Origin of the sequence: Pseudonocardia zijingensis (assembly GCF_042657305.1) — a bacterium.
In the GTDB taxonomy this organism is placed as follows: Bacteria; Actinomycetota; Actinomycetes; order Mycobacteriales; family Pseudonocardiaceae; genus Pseudonocardia; species Pseudonocardia zijingensis.
Genome location: NZ_JBHSKO010000030.1, coordinates 69089 through 85873, shown reverse-complemented (window position 1 = coordinate 85873; position 16785 = coordinate 69089). Strand labels below are relative to the sequence as shown.

22 protein-coding genes are annotated in these 16785 nt (G+C 73.3%); 12 read left to right on the top strand and 10 right to left on the bottom strand.

Going from position 1 to position 16785, the window contains the following annotated elements; genetic code table 11:
• Window positions 1-206, top strand: a 206-nt coding sequence (locus tag ACFPL3_RS36800; protein WP_379590499.1) for a transposase, incomplete at its 5' end; no start/stop codon positions are given.
• A gap of 52 nt (window positions 207-258) precedes the next feature.
• On the opposite strand, the gene ACFPL3_RS36795 is transcribed toward ACFPL3_RS36800, so the two are convergent.
• Together ACFPL3_RS36795 and ACFPL3_RS36790 are read right to left on the bottom strand one after the other, a co-directional pair.
• The gene (locus tag ACFPL3_RS36795; protein WP_343942202.1) at window positions 259-885 is read right to left on the bottom strand and encodes an endonuclease domain-containing protein; all 627 of its coding nucleotides are present in this window, start codon (window positions 883-885) and stop codon (window positions 259-261) included.
• A complete protein-coding gene (locus ACFPL3_RS36790) occupies window positions 771-1142 on the bottom strand; it encodes a hypothetical protein (RefSeq protein WP_379590497.1) in 372 nt (123 codons plus the stop codon). The genes ACFPL3_RS36795 and ACFPL3_RS36790 overlap by 115 nt, the downstream gene beginning before the upstream one ends.
• Window positions 1143-1281: 139 nt before the next feature.
• On the opposite strand from ACFPL3_RS36790, the gene ispG reads away from it, so the two are divergent.
• Window positions 1282-2424 (top strand): flavodoxin-dependent (E)-4-hydroxy-3-methylbut-2-enyl-diphosphate synthase, encoded by a 1143-nt coding sequence (gene ispG / locus ACFPL3_RS36785; protein ID WP_343942203.1) that lies wholly within the window; start codon window positions 1282-1284, stop codon window positions 2422-2424.
• Between the two features lie 52 nt (window positions 2425-2476).
• Complete coding sequence (locus ACFPL3_RS36780) at window positions 2477-3310, top strand: GNAT family N-acetyltransferase (protein ID WP_343942204.1); 834 nt, start codon at window positions 2477-2479, stop codon at window positions 3308-3310.
• A gap of 9 nt (window positions 3311-3319) precedes the next feature.
• On the opposite strand, the gene ACFPL3_RS36775 is transcribed toward ACFPL3_RS36780, so the two are convergent.
• Window positions 3320-3511: a helix-turn-helix domain-containing protein gene (locus tag ACFPL3_RS36775; protein ID WP_343942205.1), complete on the bottom strand. Its 192-nt coding sequence runs from the start codon at window positions 3509-3511 to the stop codon at window positions 3320-3322.
• 112 nt (window positions 3512-3623) lie between these two features.
• On the opposite strand from ACFPL3_RS36775, the gene ACFPL3_RS36770 reads away from it, so the two are divergent.
• On the top strand, window positions 3624-3917 hold the full coding sequence (locus tag ACFPL3_RS36770; RefSeq protein WP_343942206.1) for a hypothetical protein: 294 nt from the start codon (window positions 3624-3626) through the stop codon (window positions 3915-3917).
• A gap of 456 nt (window positions 3918-4373) precedes the next feature.
• Here ACFPL3_RS36770 and ACFPL3_RS36765 read toward each other — a convergent pair whose 3' ends face one another.
• Window positions 4374-5135 (bottom strand): sulfite exporter TauE/SafE family protein, encoded by a 762-nt coding sequence (locus ACFPL3_RS36765; RefSeq protein ID WP_343942207.1) that lies wholly within the window; start codon window positions 5133-5135, stop codon window positions 4374-4376.
• 83 nt (window positions 5136-5218) lie between these two features.
• Between ACFPL3_RS36765 and ACFPL3_RS36760 the strand changes: the two genes are divergently transcribed.
• From ACFPL3_RS36760 to ACFPL3_RS36750, 3 genes are all read left to right on the top strand, one after another.
• The gene (locus ACFPL3_RS36760) at window positions 5219-6103 is read left to right on the top strand and encodes a LysR family transcriptional regulator (RefSeq protein WP_343942208.1); all 885 of its coding nucleotides are present in this window, start codon (window positions 5219-5221) and stop codon (window positions 6101-6103) included.
• Between the two features lie 129 nt (window positions 6104-6232).
• Window positions 6233-6943, top strand: a complete 711-nt coding sequence (locus tag ACFPL3_RS36755) for a TetR/AcrR family transcriptional regulator (RefSeq protein ID WP_343942209.1) — start codon at window positions 6233-6235, stop codon at window positions 6941-6943.
• 88 nt (window positions 6944-7031) lie between these two features.
• Complete coding sequence (locus tag ACFPL3_RS36750) at window positions 7032-7466, top strand: DoxX family protein (protein WP_343942210.1); 435 nt, start codon at window positions 7032-7034, stop codon at window positions 7464-7466.
• Window positions 7467-7575: 109 nt separating this feature from the next.
• On the opposite strand, the gene ACFPL3_RS36745 is transcribed toward ACFPL3_RS36750, so the two are convergent.
• Both ACFPL3_RS36745 and rfbC read right to left on the bottom strand, forming a co-directional pair.
• Entirely contained in the window at window positions 7576-8859 is a 1284-nt protein-coding gene (locus ACFPL3_RS36745) for an NAD(P)H-dependent oxidoreductase (RefSeq protein WP_343942211.1), read from the bottom strand.
• Entirely contained in the window at window positions 8859-9407 is a 549-nt protein-coding gene (gene rfbC, locus ACFPL3_RS36740; RefSeq protein WP_343942212.1) for a dTDP-4-dehydrorhamnose 3,5-epimerase, read from the bottom strand. Before rfbC ends, ACFPL3_RS36745 begins: the two co-directional genes overlap by 1 nt.
• Window positions 9408-9497: 90 nt before the next feature.
• Between rfbC and ACFPL3_RS36735 the strand changes: the two genes are divergently transcribed.
• The 5 genes from ACFPL3_RS36735 to map all read left to right on the top strand — a co-directional run bounded on the left by ACFPL3_RS36735 (window position 9498) and on the right by map (window position 15102).
• Window positions 9498-10127: a class I SAM-dependent methyltransferase gene (locus tag ACFPL3_RS36735; RefSeq protein ID WP_343942213.1), complete on the top strand. Its 630-nt coding sequence runs from the start codon at window positions 9498-9500 to the stop codon at window positions 10125-10127.
• Between the two features lie 38 nt (window positions 10128-10165).
• Window positions 10166-11974: a penicillin-binding transpeptidase domain-containing protein gene (locus tag ACFPL3_RS36730; protein ID WP_343942214.1), complete on the top strand. Its 1809-nt coding sequence runs from the start codon at window positions 10166-10168 to the stop codon at window positions 11972-11974.
• 41 nt (window positions 11975-12015) lie between these two features.
• Window positions 12016-12399 carry a DUF3054 domain-containing protein gene (locus ACFPL3_RS36725; protein WP_343942215.1) on the top strand — a complete coding sequence of 128 codons (384 nt, stop codon included), beginning with the start codon at window positions 12016-12018 and terminating at the stop codon, window positions 12397-12399.
• A gap of 564 nt (window positions 12400-12963) precedes the next feature.
• The gene (locus tag ACFPL3_RS36720) at window positions 12964-13881 is read left to right on the top strand and encodes a type IV toxin-antitoxin system AbiEi family antitoxin domain-containing protein (protein ID WP_343942216.1); all 918 of its coding nucleotides are present in this window, start codon (window positions 12964-12966) and stop codon (window positions 13879-13881) included.
• Between the two features lie 363 nt (window positions 13882-14244).
• Window positions 14245-15102, top strand: coding sequence for a type I methionyl aminopeptidase (gene map / locus ACFPL3_RS36715; RefSeq protein WP_343942217.1), 858 nt, complete (start codon window positions 14245-14247; stop codon window positions 15100-15102).
• A gap of 3 nt (window positions 15103-15105) precedes the next feature.
• Here the strand turns inward: map and lepB are convergent, their stop codons facing one another.
• The 4 genes from lepB to ACFPL3_RS36695 all read right to left on the bottom strand — a co-directional run bounded on the left by lepB (window position 15106) and on the right by ACFPL3_RS36695 (window position 16701).
• On the bottom strand, window positions 15106-15798 hold the full coding sequence (gene lepB / locus ACFPL3_RS36710) for a signal peptidase I (RefSeq protein ID WP_343942218.1): 693 nt from the start codon (window positions 15796-15798) through the stop codon (window positions 15106-15108).
• Window positions 15799-15862: 64 nt separating this feature from the next.
• Window positions 15863-16132, bottom strand: a complete 270-nt coding sequence (locus ACFPL3_RS36705) for a hypothetical protein (RefSeq protein WP_379590490.1) — start codon at window positions 16130-16132, stop codon at window positions 15863-15865.
• The gene (locus ACFPL3_RS36700; RefSeq protein WP_343942220.1) at window positions 16129-16344 is read right to left on the bottom strand and encodes a hypothetical protein; all 216 of its coding nucleotides are present in this window, start codon (window positions 16342-16344) and stop codon (window positions 16129-16131) included. The genes ACFPL3_RS36705 and ACFPL3_RS36700 overlap by 4 nt, the downstream gene beginning before the upstream one ends.
• Before the next feature lie 51 nt (window positions 16345-16395).
• Complete coding sequence (locus ACFPL3_RS36695; protein ID WP_343942221.1) at window positions 16396-16701, bottom strand: hypothetical protein; 306 nt, start codon at window positions 16699-16701, stop codon at window positions 16396-16398.
• Window positions 16702-16785: the final 84 nt, after the last annotated feature.

Below are 16785 nucleotides of genomic sequence, written 5' to 3'. Positions count from 1 at the left end.
GTGTCGAGGGCACCATCAGCCAGGCGGTAACGGTCACCGGCCTGCGCCGAGCCCGCTACCGCGGCTTGCCCAAAACCCGGCTCGAGCACGTGTTCTCCGCCGTCGCGCTCAACCTCATCCGCCTGCATGGCTACTGGCACGGCCACCCTCTGGACCGCACCCGAACCAGCCACCTCACCCGACTCGACCAGACCCTGGCCGCCTGACCCAATTAGCCAGCAGAGTCGCCGGGTGTCGGGAAACGCGCCGGTCCGGCGATCATGCGGTGGCGGCGGCGTCGAGGGCGGCGCGGATCTCGGCGATCACGTGAGCCGGCCGGCCCGTGAGGTCGTGCCAGGTGGAGCGCAGCAGCTTCCACCCGGCACGCACGAGGGCGTTGCCCTTGCGGCGGTCGGCCAGGAAGCGGTCGACGTCCACGTGCCAGGCCCACGAGTCGACCTCGACGGCGAGCATGGCCCCGGGGAACGCGATGTCGATGAGCCACCGCTCGAACGGCCGCCCGCGCTCCCAGCCGGTGATGCCGGCGTCGCGGAGCAGGGAGATCAGGATCCGTTCGGAGGCGGAGTCGGCGCGATCGGCCGACCCGGCCAGCAGATCCGCGAGACGCGCGCTGCCGCGGGCGCCGATGGTGCGGCAGTACGCCTCGTACACCGCCTCGAACGGGACGTGCTTCTGGAGCGCCCGGTCGAGGAACGCCGACCCGTCCGGCACCACGAGCGCCGTCTCGAGGGCCGTGAGCGGGGCGGCGGTGCACCGGATGCCGTTGGTCGTCACCACGTCGGCGGCGGGGAGGTCGCGGCGGCGGATCCGGACGCCGCGGTGGGCACGCAGCCCGACCCGCCGCGGCACCGTGACCTCGATCTGCGCCGGCACCACCACCGGCATGCCGTGCCACCACGCCGCGGCGGCCCGGAGACCGCGCCCCGCTCCCCGGCCCACAGCCCGGCGGCCCGGACGCGACCGCGGTCGGTGAGGCGCTGCCCGGCCGCGAGGAAGACGCGTGGGGCCACCCGCCTCCAGCCCTCGGTGCCCGCCCGGCGTTCGAGGGACCGTTCCGCGAGGCCGCAGCCGGCCGCCCGGGCGGCGGTGATCAGCCCGTCCTGGCTGGTGAGCAGCGCGAGGAGCTCCCGGTTGGCGGCCACGGACGACAGGATCGCCCGGACCCGGTGCTGCCGTGGCGCTTTCGGAAAATCGGCAGCGTGAGCCCAGGTCCGGCGATCGCGCCGTGTCCCCGGCCACCGTCGGCGGCGGGCCCCGGAGGCGACGGGGATACTGGGCGTCGTGAGCGTCTCACTCGGCATGCCCGCACCGCCGGCCCCGACCCTGGCCCCCCGTCGCAAGACCCGCCAGCTGCAGGTCGGCTCGGTCGGCGTCGGATCGGATTCGCCGATCTCGGTGCAGTCGATGACCACCACCCTCACCGCCGACGTCAACGCCACCCTGCAGCAGATCGCCGAGCTCACCGCGTCGGGCTGCGACATCGTGCGCGTCGCCTGCCCGAGCCAGGACGACGCCGACGCGCTCCCGGCGATCGCGCGCAAGTCGCAGATCCCGGTGATCGCCGACATCCACTTCCAGCCCAAGTACGTCTTCGCCGCCATCGAGGCGGGCTGCGCGGCTGTGCGGGTGAACCCGGGCAACATCCGCAAGTTCGACGACAAGGTCAAGGAGATCGCGGCCGCCGCGAAGGACCACGGCACCCCGATCCGCATCGGCGTCAACGCGGGCTCGCTCGACAAGCGCCTGCTGGAGAAGCACGGCAAGGCCACGCCCGAGGCGCTGGTGGAGTCGGCGCTGTGGGAGGCGAGCCTGTTCGCCGAGCACGACTTCCACGACATCAAGATCTCGGTCAAGCACAACGACCCTGTCGTCATGGTCAGGGCCTACGAGCTGCTCGCCGAGTCCTGCGACTACCCGCTGCACCTGGGCGTCACCGAGGCCGGGCCCGCGTTCCAGGGCACCATCAAGTCCGCCGTCGCGTTCGGGGCGCTGCTGCGCCAGGGCATCGGCGACACGATCCGCGTCTCGCTCTCCGCGCCGCCGGTGGAGGAGATCAAGGTCGGCACGCAGATCCTGCAGTCGCTCAACCTCCGCCCGCGCAAGCTGGAGATCGTCTCCTGCCCGTCGTGCGGGCGCGCGCAGGTGGACGTCTACAAGCTCGCCGACGAGGTCACCGCCGGTCTCACCGGCATGGAGGTGCCGCTGCGGGTCGCCGTCATGGGCTGCGTCGTGAACGGCCCGGGAGAGGCCAGGGAGGCCGATCTCGGCGTCGCGTCCGGCAACGGCAAGGGCCAGATCTTCGTCAAGGGCGAAGTGATCAAGACCGTTCCCGAGCACGCCATCGTCGAGACCTTGATCGAGGAAGCGATGAAGATCGCCGAGTCGGTCGACGGCGAGGGCAGCCCCCAGGTCACCGTCGGCTGAAACGGCAGATCCCGTCGTGGGCACGAGCACGAGCGTCTGGCATCGTTGGGGGGTGCTTCGTCTCGCCGGAGCGCGGCTCCTCGACGACCGGGACCGCGCAGGGGTGCGCGCAGTCCTGGACGACGATCCGGTGGCCGCCTGCATGGTCGCCGCCCGCGTCGAGGTGGCGGGGTTGGACCCGTGGCGTCTCGGGGGTGAGCTCTGGGCGGTCGGGCCGCGGTTCGACGGTCTCTGCTTCTCCGGCGCCAACCTCGTGCCGCTGCGCGGCGACCGCGCCGCGCTGCGCAGTTTCGCCGACCGCGCCCGTCGCCACGGGCGCACGTGCTCGTCCGTGGTCGGCCGCGCCGAGCTGGTGTTGCCGCTCTGGGACGACCTCGCACCCCACTGGGCGCCCGCCCGCGAGGTGCGGGCCGACCAGCCGCTGATGGCGCTGGCCGGCCCGCCCGCCGTGGACCCCGACCCGTACGTGCGCGCCGTTCAGCCCGCCGAGCTCGACCGCTACCTCCCGGCCGCGATCGCGATGTTCACCGAGGAGGTCGGCATCGACCCGCGCCTCGGCGACGGCGGCGTCGGCTACCGCGCCCGGGTGGCCGAGCTGGTCGCCGCCGGGCGCGCCTTCGCGCGGTTCGAGAACGGCGAGGTCGTGTTCAAGGCCGAGATCGGGGCGCTGTCCGGGCAGGTCGGGCAGATCCAGGGCGTCTGGGTGCACCCCGGCCGCCGCGGCCACGGCCTGGGCACCACCGGCACGGCCGCCGTCGCCGAGCGCCTCGCCGCCATGGGGCGCGTGTCGAGCCTCTACGTCAACGGGTTCAACCACGTCGCCCGCGCCGCGTACAAGCGGATCGGGTTCACGCAAATCGGCAGCTTCGCCACCATCCTCTTCTGACGGGTCGCGTCAGGGGTCCCGGCGCGGCCGGGGCTGCTTGAGCTGCTCGAGCACGTCGTCCAGGCGGAAGCGGTACTGCCCGCCCGGGGTGACCGCGGTCGGCGTGATCCTGCCTGAACGCGCCCACGCGCGGACAGTCTTCACGTTCACCCTCAGCTCGACCGCCAACTCCGCAGCGGTGAGCAGGCGTTCGGCGGGCACGCCGATCATGCTCGGTCGGTTACCCGCTCTGGTCGACCGTGAACTGGCGCAACTTGGCGCATCAGGGCAGTACTGGTCGTAAGTGGGTGCAATGTTCGATAGTCTCCCGAACATGGCGTTCTGGATGACCGTGGTACCGGGAGGCGGGTTCGCGATGGGTGAGGCGGCAGACGAGGCGGAAGCGCGGCTGATGATCGTCCGGCAGCAGGGCCGGGCGTCGGTGCGGTGGAGCGAGCGGGCCGAGCGCTACCGCTGGACGGTGGTGCTGGAGGACGGGAAAACCTCGCACGGGTGGGCCGACTCCGAGGCCGAGGCGTGGGAGTGGGTGAAGGAGGCGGTCAACCGCCCGTACCGGGGCATGCACTACCGCGGCCCCCGCGGTCTGTGGACCCGCCCGCCGGGGTGACGAGCCCGCCCCACCCGAGGTTCCGCGGAACCCTTCCGCGGACGCAAGCCGATCCCGAACGAGCGGCGCGCCGGTCACGGGAGTGACGCGGAACGGGACCACAGCCGGTTGAGTGGCCGCCCGCAGGCCGGTCACCCGGAACGGGCGTGCCGCCGCGCCGGGAACCGCCGTCAGCGCAACCACGGGGTCCGGTAGTGATGCCCACCTGGCCACCCGCCCGACGGGAGATCAACGCGAGAACGGGGGTCTCGCCCGCGAGGCCTGCGGCGCAAGGGAAGGCCGCGGCCTACCGGCCGGGTACGGCGCGCCCACCGCAGCCTTCCCGCCGGCCGTCGAGTTCCGCGGAACCCAGGACGCACCGCACACACCGGGTCGGGCCCGCACACATGCCGGGCGGTGTGTGCCGTCCCGAACCGGTTTGTGCGGTGGCCGTGCCGGTCTCGCCGTGGCGGGCCGTCACCCGCGTAGGAAGTAGAGCACCGTCATCGCGACAGCCGTGGTCAGCACCACCCCGCGCAGCGCGCGGGCGGGCAGGCGCCGCACGAGGTGGGCGCCCGCCACGCCGCCTGCCAGCGCACCCAGGAGGACGACGGCGGGCAGGAGCGGGGCGCGGGGCACGTCGGAGGCCGCGAGGAACAGTGCCGCGGCCGGGACGTAGACGGCGGCGAGCTGGGCCACCCGCATCGGGTTGCCGGCGGCCGCGTCGATGCCGAGCCCGACGCCCCACAGGGCCAGCATGAGGATGCCGACCGCGCCCCCGAAGTACCCGCCGTACACCGCGAGCGCGAACTGGCAGGCGAGGACGGTCCGCGGGCCCATCCTGACGGGGCGGCCGAGCGCGGCGGTGACGGCTCGCAGGCCGGCGCGCCCGAACGCGAGCACCGCGGTGGCGAACGCGAGCAGCCACGGCACCGCGACGTCGAAGGACTCCGAGGGCAGCGCGAGCAGCAGCACGGCCCCGGCGGCGCCGCCGCCCGCGCTGACGGCCGTCAGCGCCCACGTGGGTGTCGGCCCGACGGGCTGCACGTCCCGGCGGTAGACCCACGCGCCGGCGGCAGCGGCGGGCACAAGGGCCACGGTCGTCGCGGCGTTGGCCGTCACGGGCGCGAGCCCGGCTGCCACGAGCGCCGGCAGCGCGACGAAGGTGCCGCCACCACCGACGGCGTTCAACGCGCCGGCGGCGACACCGGCCAGCAGGACGAGGAGGATCGCGGACACCGGTCGAGGATCGGCGCGCCGCGGGGAGATCCACAATGCGCGATCCCCGTAGGTAGCCTCTGGCTGGGCCTTAGGCTGAGCCTGTGCGTTACGACCTCGACGACCTTCGCCTGTTCCTGCACGTCGTGGAAGAGGGGTCGATCACGGCCGGGGCGCGCCGGATGCACCTCAGCCTGCCTTCGGCGAGCGCGCGGGTCCGGGCCCTCGAACACCACGCGGGTGTCACCCTGCTCGTGCGCGGCAGGCGGGGCGTGCGGCCCACTCCGGCGGGCACGACGCTGGCCCGGCACGCCCGTGACGTCCTGGCGCAGGTGGCGCGCCTCGACGGGGCCGTCGCGAGCTACTGCCGGCGTGCGGACGCGCCGGTGCGGCTGCTGGCGGGCGGCTCCGCGATGCACCGGCTCGTGCCGCAGGCGCTGATCGCGTTCCTGCGTGAGCACCCCGACGCCGACGTCGAGGTCCGGGAGAGCCGCACGCCGCAGACCTTGCGTACGCTCGCCGACGGCGCTGCCGACCTGGGAGTCGTGATCGACGACGAGGCGGGCGACGCCGACATCCGGACCGAGCCGCTCGGGGACGACTCCATCGTGGTGGTCGGCCAGGCGGGTGGGATCCTCGCGGGCCGGACCACGATGAGCTACCGGGAGGCGGCCGAGCACCCCATGGTCGGACTCGACGCGGGATCGTCGCTGCGGCGCTGGATCGAGCGGCACCTCGGCCCGCACGCCCCGGCGGCGCGCCACCGCACCACGGTCTCCGACATCAACGTCCTCGTCGCGCTGGCAGCGGCCGGGGTGGGTCTGGCGGTGGTGCCGCGCCGGGCCGCCGACGGCGACGGGCGGGTGGAGGTCTGCGCGTTGCAGGACCCGTGGGCCCGGCGCAGGCAGTTGCTGGCGTGGGGCCCGGGGGAGCCGGGTGCGGCGGTCACGGCGCTCGCCGCGCACCTGAGGGTGGCTGCGTCTGTCTGACAATCTCTGTGTACACTGTACACAACGATTAGTACAACGTACCCAATTTTAGGATTCCGGGCGATGCCACGAGACGAGACGGCTGATCGGGCTGACGGCGGTGCCGCCGTTCGGCGCAGCCTTCAGCTGATGTGGGGCGGGGCGCCCGAACCGACGCGCGGGCCGAAGCCGGGCCTGTCCGTCGCCACGATCGTGCGGGCCGCCATCGACCTGGCCGACGCCGAGGGGCTGGTGGCGCTCTCGATGCGCCGCATCGCGGCCGCGCTGGGCGTCGGGGCGATGTCGCTCTACCGGTACGTGCCGGGGAAGTCGGAGCTCGTGGACCTGATGGTCGACGAGGTCTACAGCGAGGACCTCGGCTCCGACGACACCGTCGCGGGCGGCTGGCGGGAGCGCCTCGAGGCGTGCGGGCGCCAGGAATGGGCCCTCTACCTGCGCCATCCCTGGATGCTGCAGATCGCCCAGGGTCGTCCGATGCTCGGGCCCAACTCCATGCGCTCCACCGACATCGCGCTGCGGGCCGTCGACGAGATCGGCCTCACCGAGGAGGAGATGCTCGGGGCCGTTGTCGTGCTCAGCTCGTTCGTCGCCGGGCTGGCCAAGACCACCATCGAGGCCATGCAGGCCGCCGACCGCACGGGTATCAGCGACGAGGAGTGGTGGGAGATCCAGTCCGAGTACGTCGGGCCCGCCGTGGTGGCAGGGGAGCTGCCGATGCTCACGAAGGTGGGCGAGGCGGGCGCCTTCAACTCGATGTTCGACCACTTCGAGTTCGGGCTCCAACGCGTGCTCGACGGCCTCGGGGTGCTCATCGAGCGGCGGCAGGGCGACGCCGAGTAGCCCGCCGGGATCACACACCGTCGATACGCCGGTCCCTCATAAGATGAACGCGCAACTGTTCAATGCTCACCCATCTGAGGAGACCTCCGTGATCCGTACGCTGCCCCCGTCCGCCCGCGATGCCGCGCTGCTGGTCGCGCGGCTGCTGCTCGGCGTGGTGCTGATCGCGCACGGCTGGCAGAAGGTCGTCAGCAACGGTCTCGGCGCCACCGCGGAGGGCTTCGGCAAGATGGGCGTCCCGCTCGCGCCGGTGTCGGCCGCCTACGCGGGGATCGTGGAGCTGGTCGGCGGGGCGCTGCTGCTCGTCGGCGCGGGCACCGCCCTCGTCGGCGTCCTCGTCGTGCTCGACATGCTCGGCGCGGCCCTGCTCGTCCACGTGGGCAACGGCGTGATGGCGAGCGACGGCGGCTGGGAGCTCGTGGGCGTGATCGGCGCGGCGGCACTGCTGCTCGCCGCGGTGGGCGCAGGCCGCTACAGCGTGGACCACGCGCTGGCCTCCCGCAGCACCCCAGCAGAGGTCTGAGGCGGCCCCGCGGCCGCGCCCCCGGCCCAAACGCCAGCATGGTGGCTTTGCTGGCCGATTACGCCAGTAAAGCCACCATGCTGGCATACGGGGCAGGTGGGGGAGGGGCTCAGCCGAAGAGCTTCTCCTGCTCCTCGCGCAGCTGGTCCACCAGCCGCCCGGGGGGCAGCGTGACGTCGGCGTAGGTCAGCACCTCGTCCTTCGCCACGTCGCGCGTGAGCACGCAGCCCTCGGCCACGCCCATCGGCAGGAGCCGCTCCGAGCGGGTGACCGGGGTGGACTCGGCCACGCCGTAGGTGTCGTAGCCGCCCAGCCCGTCGAGGGTGTGGCCGGCCTTGAGGTCCTGCTTCGCCGTGGCGACGACGTCCACGTGCGGGCCGGCGGGCGGCGAGAGCGCGGGGTCGGCGAAGTCGACCGCGCGCACCACCGAGTTGGGCACCTCGAAGTGGCACAGGTGGTAGGGCGTGTAGAAGCTGTACAGCGGGCCCTCGCCCAGCTTGTACAGGTTCAGGTAGTGGCGCTGCTTCGGGTCGTCGTGCGTGCCGAGCACGAACACGCCGGGGCTCGGCTTCGACTTCACCACGTAGTCGACGATGCCGCCCTTCTCGCGCAGCTCGTCGACGTCGTAGCGGGTGGTGAGCTCGTCGACGTGGCCCTCGTGGTCCCAGCCGTTCATGCCGCGCTTGGGCACGGTGAGCCCGAACGCGTTCGCCACGATCGCCTGCTCGAAGGAGATCTTCGTGCCGTCGGCGAAGCTCGTGACCATGTACGGGTCCTGGCCCCACTTCTCGGCGAACGCCTTCTGCGTGGTGGGGGTGCGGTACTCGTCCTGCAGGCCCTTGATGTTGCCCGCCACGAGCGGGGTGACCCCGAGGCCCTTGACGAACCGCATGAGGTTGGCCTGCACGCCCGGCTGGTCGCCGTCGCACCCGGTGAGCACCACCCCGGCCGCGCGGGCGCGGTGGGCCAGCAGCGGGCCGACGGTGCCGTCCAGCTCCGCGTTCATCGTGACGACGGGCAGGCCGCGCTCGATGGCCGCCACCGTGACGCGGGCGCCGAACTCGACGGCGCCGGTGACGTCCACGACGCAGTCCAGGTGCACGGCCTTGATCAGCTCGAACGCGTCCTCGAGGACGGCGGGGGTGCCCTTCTCGATGGCGGCGTCGACCTGGTCGGCGTTCTCCACGCGGACCGCCTCCACGCCGGCCTCGGTGAAGGCGCGCTCGGCGTTGGCGCCGGTGCGGTTGGCGATCGCCACCAGCCGCATCCCCGGCACGGAGTTGATGATCTGGTTGGCCAGCCCCCGGCCCATGAAGCCGGCGCCGATCATGCCGACGCGGATCGGGCGGTCCTCGGCCTCGCGGCGGGCGAGCGCGGTGTCCAGGATCAGCATCAGCGGGCCTCCACCGAGACCTCGGACAGCAGCGGCCACGCCGCGTCCTTCTCCGAGATGACGGCCGGCTGGATCGGCCACTCGACGCCGATCGCCGGGTCGTCCCAGCGCAGCCCGCGCTCGGCGCCCGGCGTGTACGCCGTGGAGACCTGGTACATGACCTCGGCCTTGTCGGTGAGCGTGATGTAGGCGTGCGCGAAGTTGCGCGGCACGTACATCGCGGTGCGGTTGTCCTCGGTGAGCTCGGCGCCGAACCACTTCAGGTAGGTGGGCGACTCGGGGCGCAGGTCGACGATCACGTCCCAGATCGCGCCCCGGTAGCAGCGGATGAACTTCGTCTCCGCGTTCGGCTCCAGCTGGTAGTGGAACCCGCGCAGCGTGCCCGCCTTGTGGTTGAACGAGATGTTGGCCTGCTCGACGAGCGGCTCGAGGCCCGCGTCGATGAACTCCTGGCGGCAGAAGGCCCGGGCGAAGAAGCCGCGGTCGTCCTCCAGGAGCTTCAGGTCGACCAGCGCCGAGCCGGGGAGCGGTGTGGTGTGGATCTGCATGCGGAGGGCTCGTCCTCTTCAACGTCGTCCTTCGGGGCCGCCCGCAGACTAGACCGGGCGTCACCGGGCCCAGCGGGCCACTGTGGGTGCATGGCTGTAGCGACACCGCCGTCCTGGACCACCGGCACGGCGCCGAACTCCTTCGCCGCGCTGCCGGCCGGGCGACTCGGCACGCTCGGCGGCCGGCTCATGCGGCTGCTCAACCGTGCCCAGCAGCGCGAGATCGCACACCTGCTCGGGCCGCTCACGGGCCTGGACGTCCTCGAGGTCGGCCCCGGCCCCGGCGTGCTGCTCGGCCTGCTCGGCCGCACCGCGCGGCACGTCACCGCGGTGGAGCCCTCCCGCGAGATGCGGGCGCTCGCGATCCGCGCGCACGCCGGCGCGATCGCCGACGGGCGGCTCGAGGTCCGGGCGGGCGCCGCGGCCGCCACCGGGCTGCCGGATGCCTCGGTCGACGTCGTGGTGAGCGTCAACACCGTGGCGATCTGGCCCGACCTGGACGCCGGGGTGGAGGAGCTGCGGCGCGTCCTGCGCCCGGGCGGGTGGCTCATCCTCAGCTGGCACGGCGGGGAGCGCCCGTCCCGCGCCTCCCGCCCGCTCCTGCTCCGCGAGGAGCTGCTGCAACGCATCGAGGACGCGCTGCGGGCCCGCTTCCCCGACGTCCGCCGCACCGCCACCCGCCGGTGCACCGTGTTCGAGGCCCGCGACACGGCCGGGTGAAGCCCGGCGGCGTCGGGGCGCCTCGGCATACTCGCCCCGTGCCGCGCGCCCGCTCGACCACCGCCCTGGCCGCCGTGCTCGGCGTGCTCCTCGCCACGGCCGGCTGCGGGTTGTTCGACGGTCCAGGGCCCGAGGACACCGCCGCCGCGTTCCTCGCCGCCTGGTCGGCGGGCGACGACGCGCGTGCCGCGGCGCTCACCGACGACCCGGCACGCGCCGAGGAGTTGCTCTCCGGCACGCGCAAGGCCCTCGCCCCGGAGAGCCTCGCGGCCACGCTCGGCCAGGTGCGCACCGACGCCGACAGCGCCACCGCGGCCGTCGACATCAGCTGGGTCTTCGATCGCCACCGCAGCTGGCAGTACCTCGGAGAGCTGGAGCTGGTCCCCGCGCCCGACACCGAGGAGGGCTGGCGGGTGCACTGGGCGCCCACCGTGGTGCACCCCGACCTCGCCGCCGGGCAACGGCTCACCCTGCGCAGCCAGGCGCCGTCCCCGGCACCCGTGGTCGACCGCAACGGGGCGCCGCTGCTCGAGGCCACCACGGTGGTCGCCGTGCTGCTCGACCGGCGCGCCACCGGGGACCTGCCCGCGGTCACCGGCGACCTCGCCGCGGCGCTCTCGCCGTTCGATCCCCGCATCACGCAGGAGTCCATCACCAACGGGGCAGCGCGCACCCCCGACGGGCAGGCCTACACCGTGGCGGTGCTGCGCGAGACCGACTACGCCCAGGTCAAGAACGCCATCCACCACCTGCCCGGCGTGCGGTTCACCACGTCGGAGCGCCTCCTCGCGCCGAACTCCGACTTCGGCAGGCAGGTGCTCACCGGCGTCCGCGACGAGGCCGCCGACCAGCTCAAGGGCGTGCCCGGCTGGTCGGTCTCGATCGTCGACAGCAGCGGCAGCGCCGTCCGCACCCTCGCCGAGCACGCGCCGCAGGCCGGCACCACCGTCGCCGTCGGGATGGACCGCGCGATCCAGTCCGCGGCCGAGGACGCCGTCGAACCGCTGGTGCAGCAGGCGATGCTCGTGGCCGTCTCGGCGTCCACCGGCGACCTCCTCGCCGTCGCCCAGAACCCCGCCGCCGACGCCGAGGGCCCCCTCGCACTCACCGGCCGTTACCCGCCGGGCTCCACGTTCAAGGTGGCCACGGCCACGGCCGCGATCGAGGAGGACGGGCTCACCCTCGACACGCCGGTCCCGTGCCCTGGCACCACCGTCATCGGCGGCCGCGTCGTGCCCAACGCCGGCCGGTTCGACCTGGGCACGGTGCCGCTGCGCACCGCGTTCGCCCGCTCCTGCAACACCACGTTCGCGCAGCTCGCGGTGCAGCTCGACCCCGGCGCCCTGCCCGCGGCCGCGCTGCGCTACGGCCTGGGCGCCGACTACGCCGTCCGCGGCATCCGCACCATCACCGGTTCCGTGCCCTCCTCCGCCGAGGAGGTGCTGCGCGCCGAGAACGGGTTCGGGCAGGGCCAGGTGCTGGCCAGCCCGTTCGGCGTCGCACTCGGAGCCGCGGTGGTGGCGCGCGGCGGGCCGGTCGTGCCCCAGCTCATCCGCGACCGCCCCACCGAGGTCCTCGTCCCCGCCACCACCCCGAACCCGGCCACCCTCGACCAGCTGCGCGTGATGATGCGGGCCGTGGTCACCGAAGGCACCGCGGGCGCCCTCGCCGGCCTGGGTGAGGTCTACGGCAAGACCGGCACCGCCGAGTTCACCGGCGACGGCCGCGCCCACGGCTGGTTCATGGGATACCGCGGTGACGTGGCCTTCGCCGTGCTGGTCGTCGACGGTGCGTCGTCCGCCCCCGCCGTCGACGTCGCGCAGCGCTTCCTGTCCGCGATCGGCTGAAGGGGATGCCCGGGCCCAGCCCCGGCGTTACCCTGGACCGCATGTCGCCCCGGCGGATACCCGCGCTCGCGATCGTGGCAGACGTCGTCGCCGTCGTGGTGTTCGCCGCCATCGGCCGCATGAGCCACGCAGAACCCGACGACCTCCTCGGCCTCCTCGGCACCGCAGCACCCTTCCTCGTCGGCCTCGGGGCGATGTGGGCCACGCGAGCCGTGCGCACCCAGCCGGTCGGCGCGAGGGCCGCCCTCACCGTCTGGGCAGGCACTGTCGGCATCGGCCTGCTGATCCGGGCCGGCTTCGCCGGCGCCGTCCCGCCGGGCAGCTTCGTGGTGGTCACCGCCATCGCGCTCGCCGTCCTCCTCCTGGGGTGGCGCGCCCTCTCCGCCGTCGTGTCCCTGCGGGCGAGGCAGCGCGCGCTGCACTGATCCGGCCCGCCCCCGGGCGACTCTCGGGCTGCTCGCACATCAGTTGTGGTGCCGGCACATCGGTTGTAGTTGGTGTGTGAGCGCGCGAGGTGGTGTGTGAGCGATCCGGCAGAGCCGTCGGACTGGGCGCATCCGGTGCGGTGGGCGCGCATGGGCGCGCATGGGCGCGCATGGGCGCGCAGCCGAGCCGGGTGAGGTGCTCACACACGAGCTGTGGTGCCGGCACATCGGTTGCAGCCAGTGTGTGAGCACCACAACCGGTGTGTGGGCGGGCGGAGGGCCGAGGGGGCGGCGGACGCCGGCGTCGTGGTCGCTCGCCGGATTCGGTGGCTCGCGAGGCACTGGCTGGCACATCGGTTGTGGCGCCGACACATCGGTTGCAGCCGGTGTGCGAGCACCAGAGGTGGTGTGTGAGCGACCGGCCGCGGGTCGCGAGGTGCTCGCACACAAGGTGTGGTGCCGGCACATCGGTTGCAGTCGGTGTGTGGGCACCAGAGGTGGTGTGGGAGCGGCGAGTTTCGCCATTCGGGCCCGCAGGGCCGGGCGCGGAGGCATTCTCGCCGCATGGACAGCCCGCAGATCATCTTGCGACGGCAGCTCATCGCCGCCGGTTGGACCGACCACGAGCTGCGCCGCCGCGAGCGGATCGGGGAGCTGCTGCGGGTCGGCCGCGGCGCGTACGTCGAGGCGCCGGGCAATCGGCCCCGCTTCGAGGCGCTCCACGCGCTGCTCGCGGGGGTGCACGAGGAGCGGCACGCCGGCGACGGGGTCCTGAGCCACGTCTCGGCCGCGGTGCTGCACGGGATGTCGACGTGGGGCCAGCGGCTCGACCGGGTCCACCGCACCCGCGACCGGCGCACGGGTGGCCGGGTCGGCGGCGGTGTGCACCTGCACGCGGCCCCACTGGCGCCCCACGAGGTGGTCGAGCACGCAGGCGTGCTCGTCACCGCGCCGGCGCGCACCGTCGTGGACGTCGCCCGCACCGCCGACCTCGACGCCGCGGTGGCGACGGCCGACAGCGCGCTGCACAAGCACCTCGTCGACCGCGACGGGCTCGCCCGCGCCGTCGCTCGCTGCGCGGGGTGGCCCGGGGTTCCCCAGGCACGCCGGGTCCTCGCGCTCGCGGACGGCCGCAGCCACAGCGCCGGCGAGACCCGCAGCCGCCTCGCGATGCAGCGGGCCGGGCTGCCGCCGCCGGTGCTCCAGTGGAAGGTGCAGGGGGTCGGGCGGACCTTCGAGGTCGACTTCGGCTGGCCCGAGCAGGCCACCGTGGGGGAGTTCGACGGGCTGGCCAAGTACGGGCGACTGCTGAAGCCGGGGCAGGACCCGGCCGAGGTCGTGGTGCAGGAGAAGCTGCGGGAGGACGAGCTGCGTGACCTCGGCCTCCGGGTCGTCCGCTGGACCTGGGACGAGCTCGACCGCTTCGACGTGGTGGTCGAACGGATCCTCCGGGCGTTCGCCGCCTCCGAGCAACGCCGCTGACGGCTTGCACACCGGTCGTGGTGCTCACACATCGGTTGTAGTCGGTGTGTGGGTGCGTGGGGTTGTGTGTAAGCGGCCGGGGTGCGGCGCCGGGTGGTCGCACACAAGGTGTGGTGTTGGCACATCGGTTGTAGTCGGTGTGTGAGCGCCAGAGGTGGTGTGTGAGCAGGCTTCGGGCGCTTGCGCGCGGGTTGTGGCGGCGCGCCGGTCGCGCGTGCGAGCGAGGCGGTGCCTGGGCCGGCGACCGGCGTCGGCGGCTCGCACATCGGTTGTGGTGTCGGCACATCGGTTGCAGTCGGTGTGTGAGCGGGGCCCTGCCGAGTGGGAGGTCGCCGGTCCGCGCGCCTGCATAGACTGGGGGTCATGCCCGCCCGCACGCTGCTCACCCCCGGCACCGTCTCGCCGATCCGGCCCGTGCCCGCCCACATCGCGCGGCCCGAGTACGTCGGCAAGAAGCGCCCGGAGCGCAACGACGACCCGTGGGTGCAGACGCCCGAGGTCATCGAGCGCATGCGGGTGGCCGGGAAGATCGCCGCGCAGGCGCTCGAGGTGGGCGGGAAGGTGGTGGCGCCGGGCGTCACCACCGACGAGGTCGACCGCGTGGTGCACGAGTTCCTCGTGGCCCACGACGCCTACCCGTCCACGCTGGGCTACCGGGGCTTCCCCAAGTCGTGCTGCACGAGCCTCAACGAGGTGATCTGCCACGGCATCCCGGACTCGACGGTCATCCAGGACGGCGACATCGTCAACATCGATGTCACCGCCTACATCGACGGCGTCCACGGCGACACCAACGCCACGTTCCTCGCCGGCGACGTGAGCGAGGAGGACCGCCTGCTCGTCGAGCGCACCCGCGAGGCCACGATGCGGGCGATCAAGGCGGTGCGGCCGGGCCGGGAGCTCAACGTCGTCGGGCGGGTGATCGAGTCCTACGCCAAGCGGTTCGGGTACGGCGTGGTGCGCGACTTCACCGGCCACGGCATCGGGCGGGCATTCCACAGCGGCCTCGTGGTGCTGCACTACGACGAGCCGAGCGTCGACACCGTGCTCGAGACGGGCATGACGTTCACGATCGAGCCGATGATCACGCTGGGCTCGATCGACTACGACATCTGGGACGACGGGTGGACGGTCGTCACGAAGGACCGCTCGCGTACGGCGCAGTTCGAGCACACGGTGCTGGTCACGGCCGACGGCGTGGAGATCCTCACGCTGCCCTGAGGCTCAGCGGATGCCGCCGATGCGGTCGGGCGGCCACACGACGAACCGGGCCTTGCCGATGACCTGGGAGGCGGGCACCGGGCCAGTGCCCTCGGCACGGGAGTCGACCGAGTCGTTGCGGCTGTCGCCCATGAGCCACAGCTCCCCGTCGGGCACGTGGACGGGCCCGAACTCAGCCTGCCGCGGTGGGCCGGCGTCGGGGAGGAAGTAGAGGAAGGGCTCGTCGACACCGACGCCGTCGACGACGAGCCGGTTGCGGTCGTCGCAGCAGGCCACGGTCTGCCCGCCGACGGCGATCACGCGCTTGACGTACACGGTCTCGGCCGCGGTGTGGACGCCCACGAGCGCGCCGAGCTGCCGCACGGCGTCCACGAGGGGGTTGCCGCTGCCGGTGGGCACCTCGAGTTCGCTGCTGGTCCAGGTGCCCGGCACGGTGAAGACCACGACGTCGCCGGGTTCGGGGGCGGAGAACCGGTAGGCCAGCTTGTCGACCAGCACGCGGTCGTTGGTGCAGCCCGGGCATCCGTGCAGCGTGCGTTCCATCGAGCCGGACGGGATGACGTAGACCCGCGCGACGAACACCGGGAGCAGCGCCAGCAGCACCAGCGCGACGACGAGCAGCACGGGGCCACGCCGGATCCGTCGCGGCGTGCGTGCCGCCGGCTCGTCGGCACCGGGTGTGTCGACCTCGGCCATCGTCGTCGTTCCCCTCGTCGTGCCCCGACCGCGGGCCCGGGCTGCGGGCCCGCGGTCAGGGGGATCAGTAGTCGGTGGATGCCCCACCGGCGCCGCCCTGGCCGCCGGTGGCCGTGCACTGGAGGATGAAGTGGTCCTCCGTGGGCGGCAGCCAGCGGCAGGTGGCGGTGCCCGTGCCCGGCCGGCCGGGCGGGCCGTCCTGGTTCTTCGGGTCGCCGGCCTGGGCCGCACCACCGAACAGCGCGACGGCCGCGGCCGCCGTGACGATGCCGATCATGGAGCGCCGCACGAGCGCACCTCCTCCTGGTTCGCGGTCTGCCTCAGGGGTGGTCACCGCCGCGCCCCGGTGGCGCCGTCCTCGCCGTCCCCGCCCACCGCGTTGCAGAGGGGCGCGTTCGCCGGGCGCAGGTAGTGCGAGGTGCAGGTGACGTCCTCACCGTCGTCGCCCGGCGCGCCGACGCTGCCGGGCTCGTCGCCGGCGTGGGCCAGCCCGACCGATGCCGCGAACCCGAGTCCGATGATCATCGCGACGGCGATCCCGAGCATCGACCGGCAAAAGGTTTGTCCATTGTTCGGTTTCATGGTCGATGCCATTGCTCAGTACTCGGCACCGGTGCCGCCCGTGCCGCCGGTGCCCCCGTTCGCGTTGCACTGAGAAACGTCGCCACCCTGGCCGAGCAGACCCAGTGAGATACCGATCGGGATCAGACACTGGGAATTGGCGGTGCCGCCCGGCCCGCCGGGGCCGCCTGAATTCTCGGTGGTGCCGTTCTCGTAACCGCCGGCGAGGGCGAGGCCGCCGTAGAGCGTGGAGGCGACCATTGCGAATGCGGAGAGGATGAGGGCACTCCGTCGTGCGGACGCGTTCATCGAGCGTTCATTTCCTTTCAGGGTTTCTGACATGACGAAACCCGGCGGCGGGAGCCCCCGCGCCGGGAAGGCTGTGCCCGGTCCGGTGCCGGGCCGGGACGAGTCGCGGCGGGCGTC

Excerpts from the sequence above, each read along its gene's own strand:
- ACFPL3_RS36745 (WP_343942211.1), bottom strand. The coding sequence starts at position 8,859 with ATGCTGATCCTGGACACCGCGCTCGCCCGCCGCGAGGCCGAGGACCGC.
- ACFPL3_RS36725 (WP_343942215.1), top strand. The coding sequence starts at position 12,016 with ATGTCGCCCCGGCGGATACCCGCGCTCGCGATCGTGGCAGACGTCGTC.
- ACFPL3_RS36735 (WP_343942213.1), top strand. The coding sequence starts at position 9,498 with ATGGCTGTAGCGACACCGCCGTCCTGGACCACCGGCACGGCGCCGAAC.
- ACFPL3_RS36700 (WP_343942220.1), bottom strand. The coding sequence starts at position 16,344 with ATGCTCGGGATCGCCGTCGCGATGATCATCGGACTCGGGTTCGCGGCA.
- ACFPL3_RS36720 (WP_343942216.1), top strand. The coding sequence starts at position 12,964 with ATGGACAGCCCGCAGATCATCTTGCGACGGCAGCTCATCGCCGCCGGT.
- rfbC (WP_343942212.1), bottom strand. The coding sequence starts at position 9,407 with ATGCAGATCCACACCACACCGCTCCCCGGCTCGGCGCTGGTCGACCTG.
- map (WP_343942217.1), top strand. The coding sequence starts at position 14,245 with ATGCCCGCCCGCACGCTGCTCACCCCCGGCACCGTCTCGCCGATCCGG.
- ACFPL3_RS36770 (WP_343942206.1), top strand. The coding sequence starts at position 3,624 with ATGGCGTTCTGGATGACCGTGGTACCGGGAGGCGGGTTCGCGATGGGT.
- ACFPL3_RS36695 (WP_343942221.1), bottom strand. The coding sequence starts at position 16,701 with ATGTCAGAAACCCTGAAAGGAAATGAACGCTCGATGAACGCGTCCGCA.
- lepB (WP_343942218.1), bottom strand. The coding sequence starts at position 15,798 with ATGGCCGAGGTCGACACACCCGGTGCCGACGAGCCGGCGGCACGCACG.
- ACFPL3_RS36795 (WP_343942202.1), bottom strand. The coding sequence starts at position 885 with ATGCCGGTGGTGGTGCCGGCGCAGATCGAGGTCACGGTGCCGCGGCGG.
- ACFPL3_RS36755 (WP_343942209.1), top strand. The coding sequence starts at position 6,233 with ATGTGGGGCGGGGCGCCCGAACCGACGCGCGGGCCGAAGCCGGGCCTG.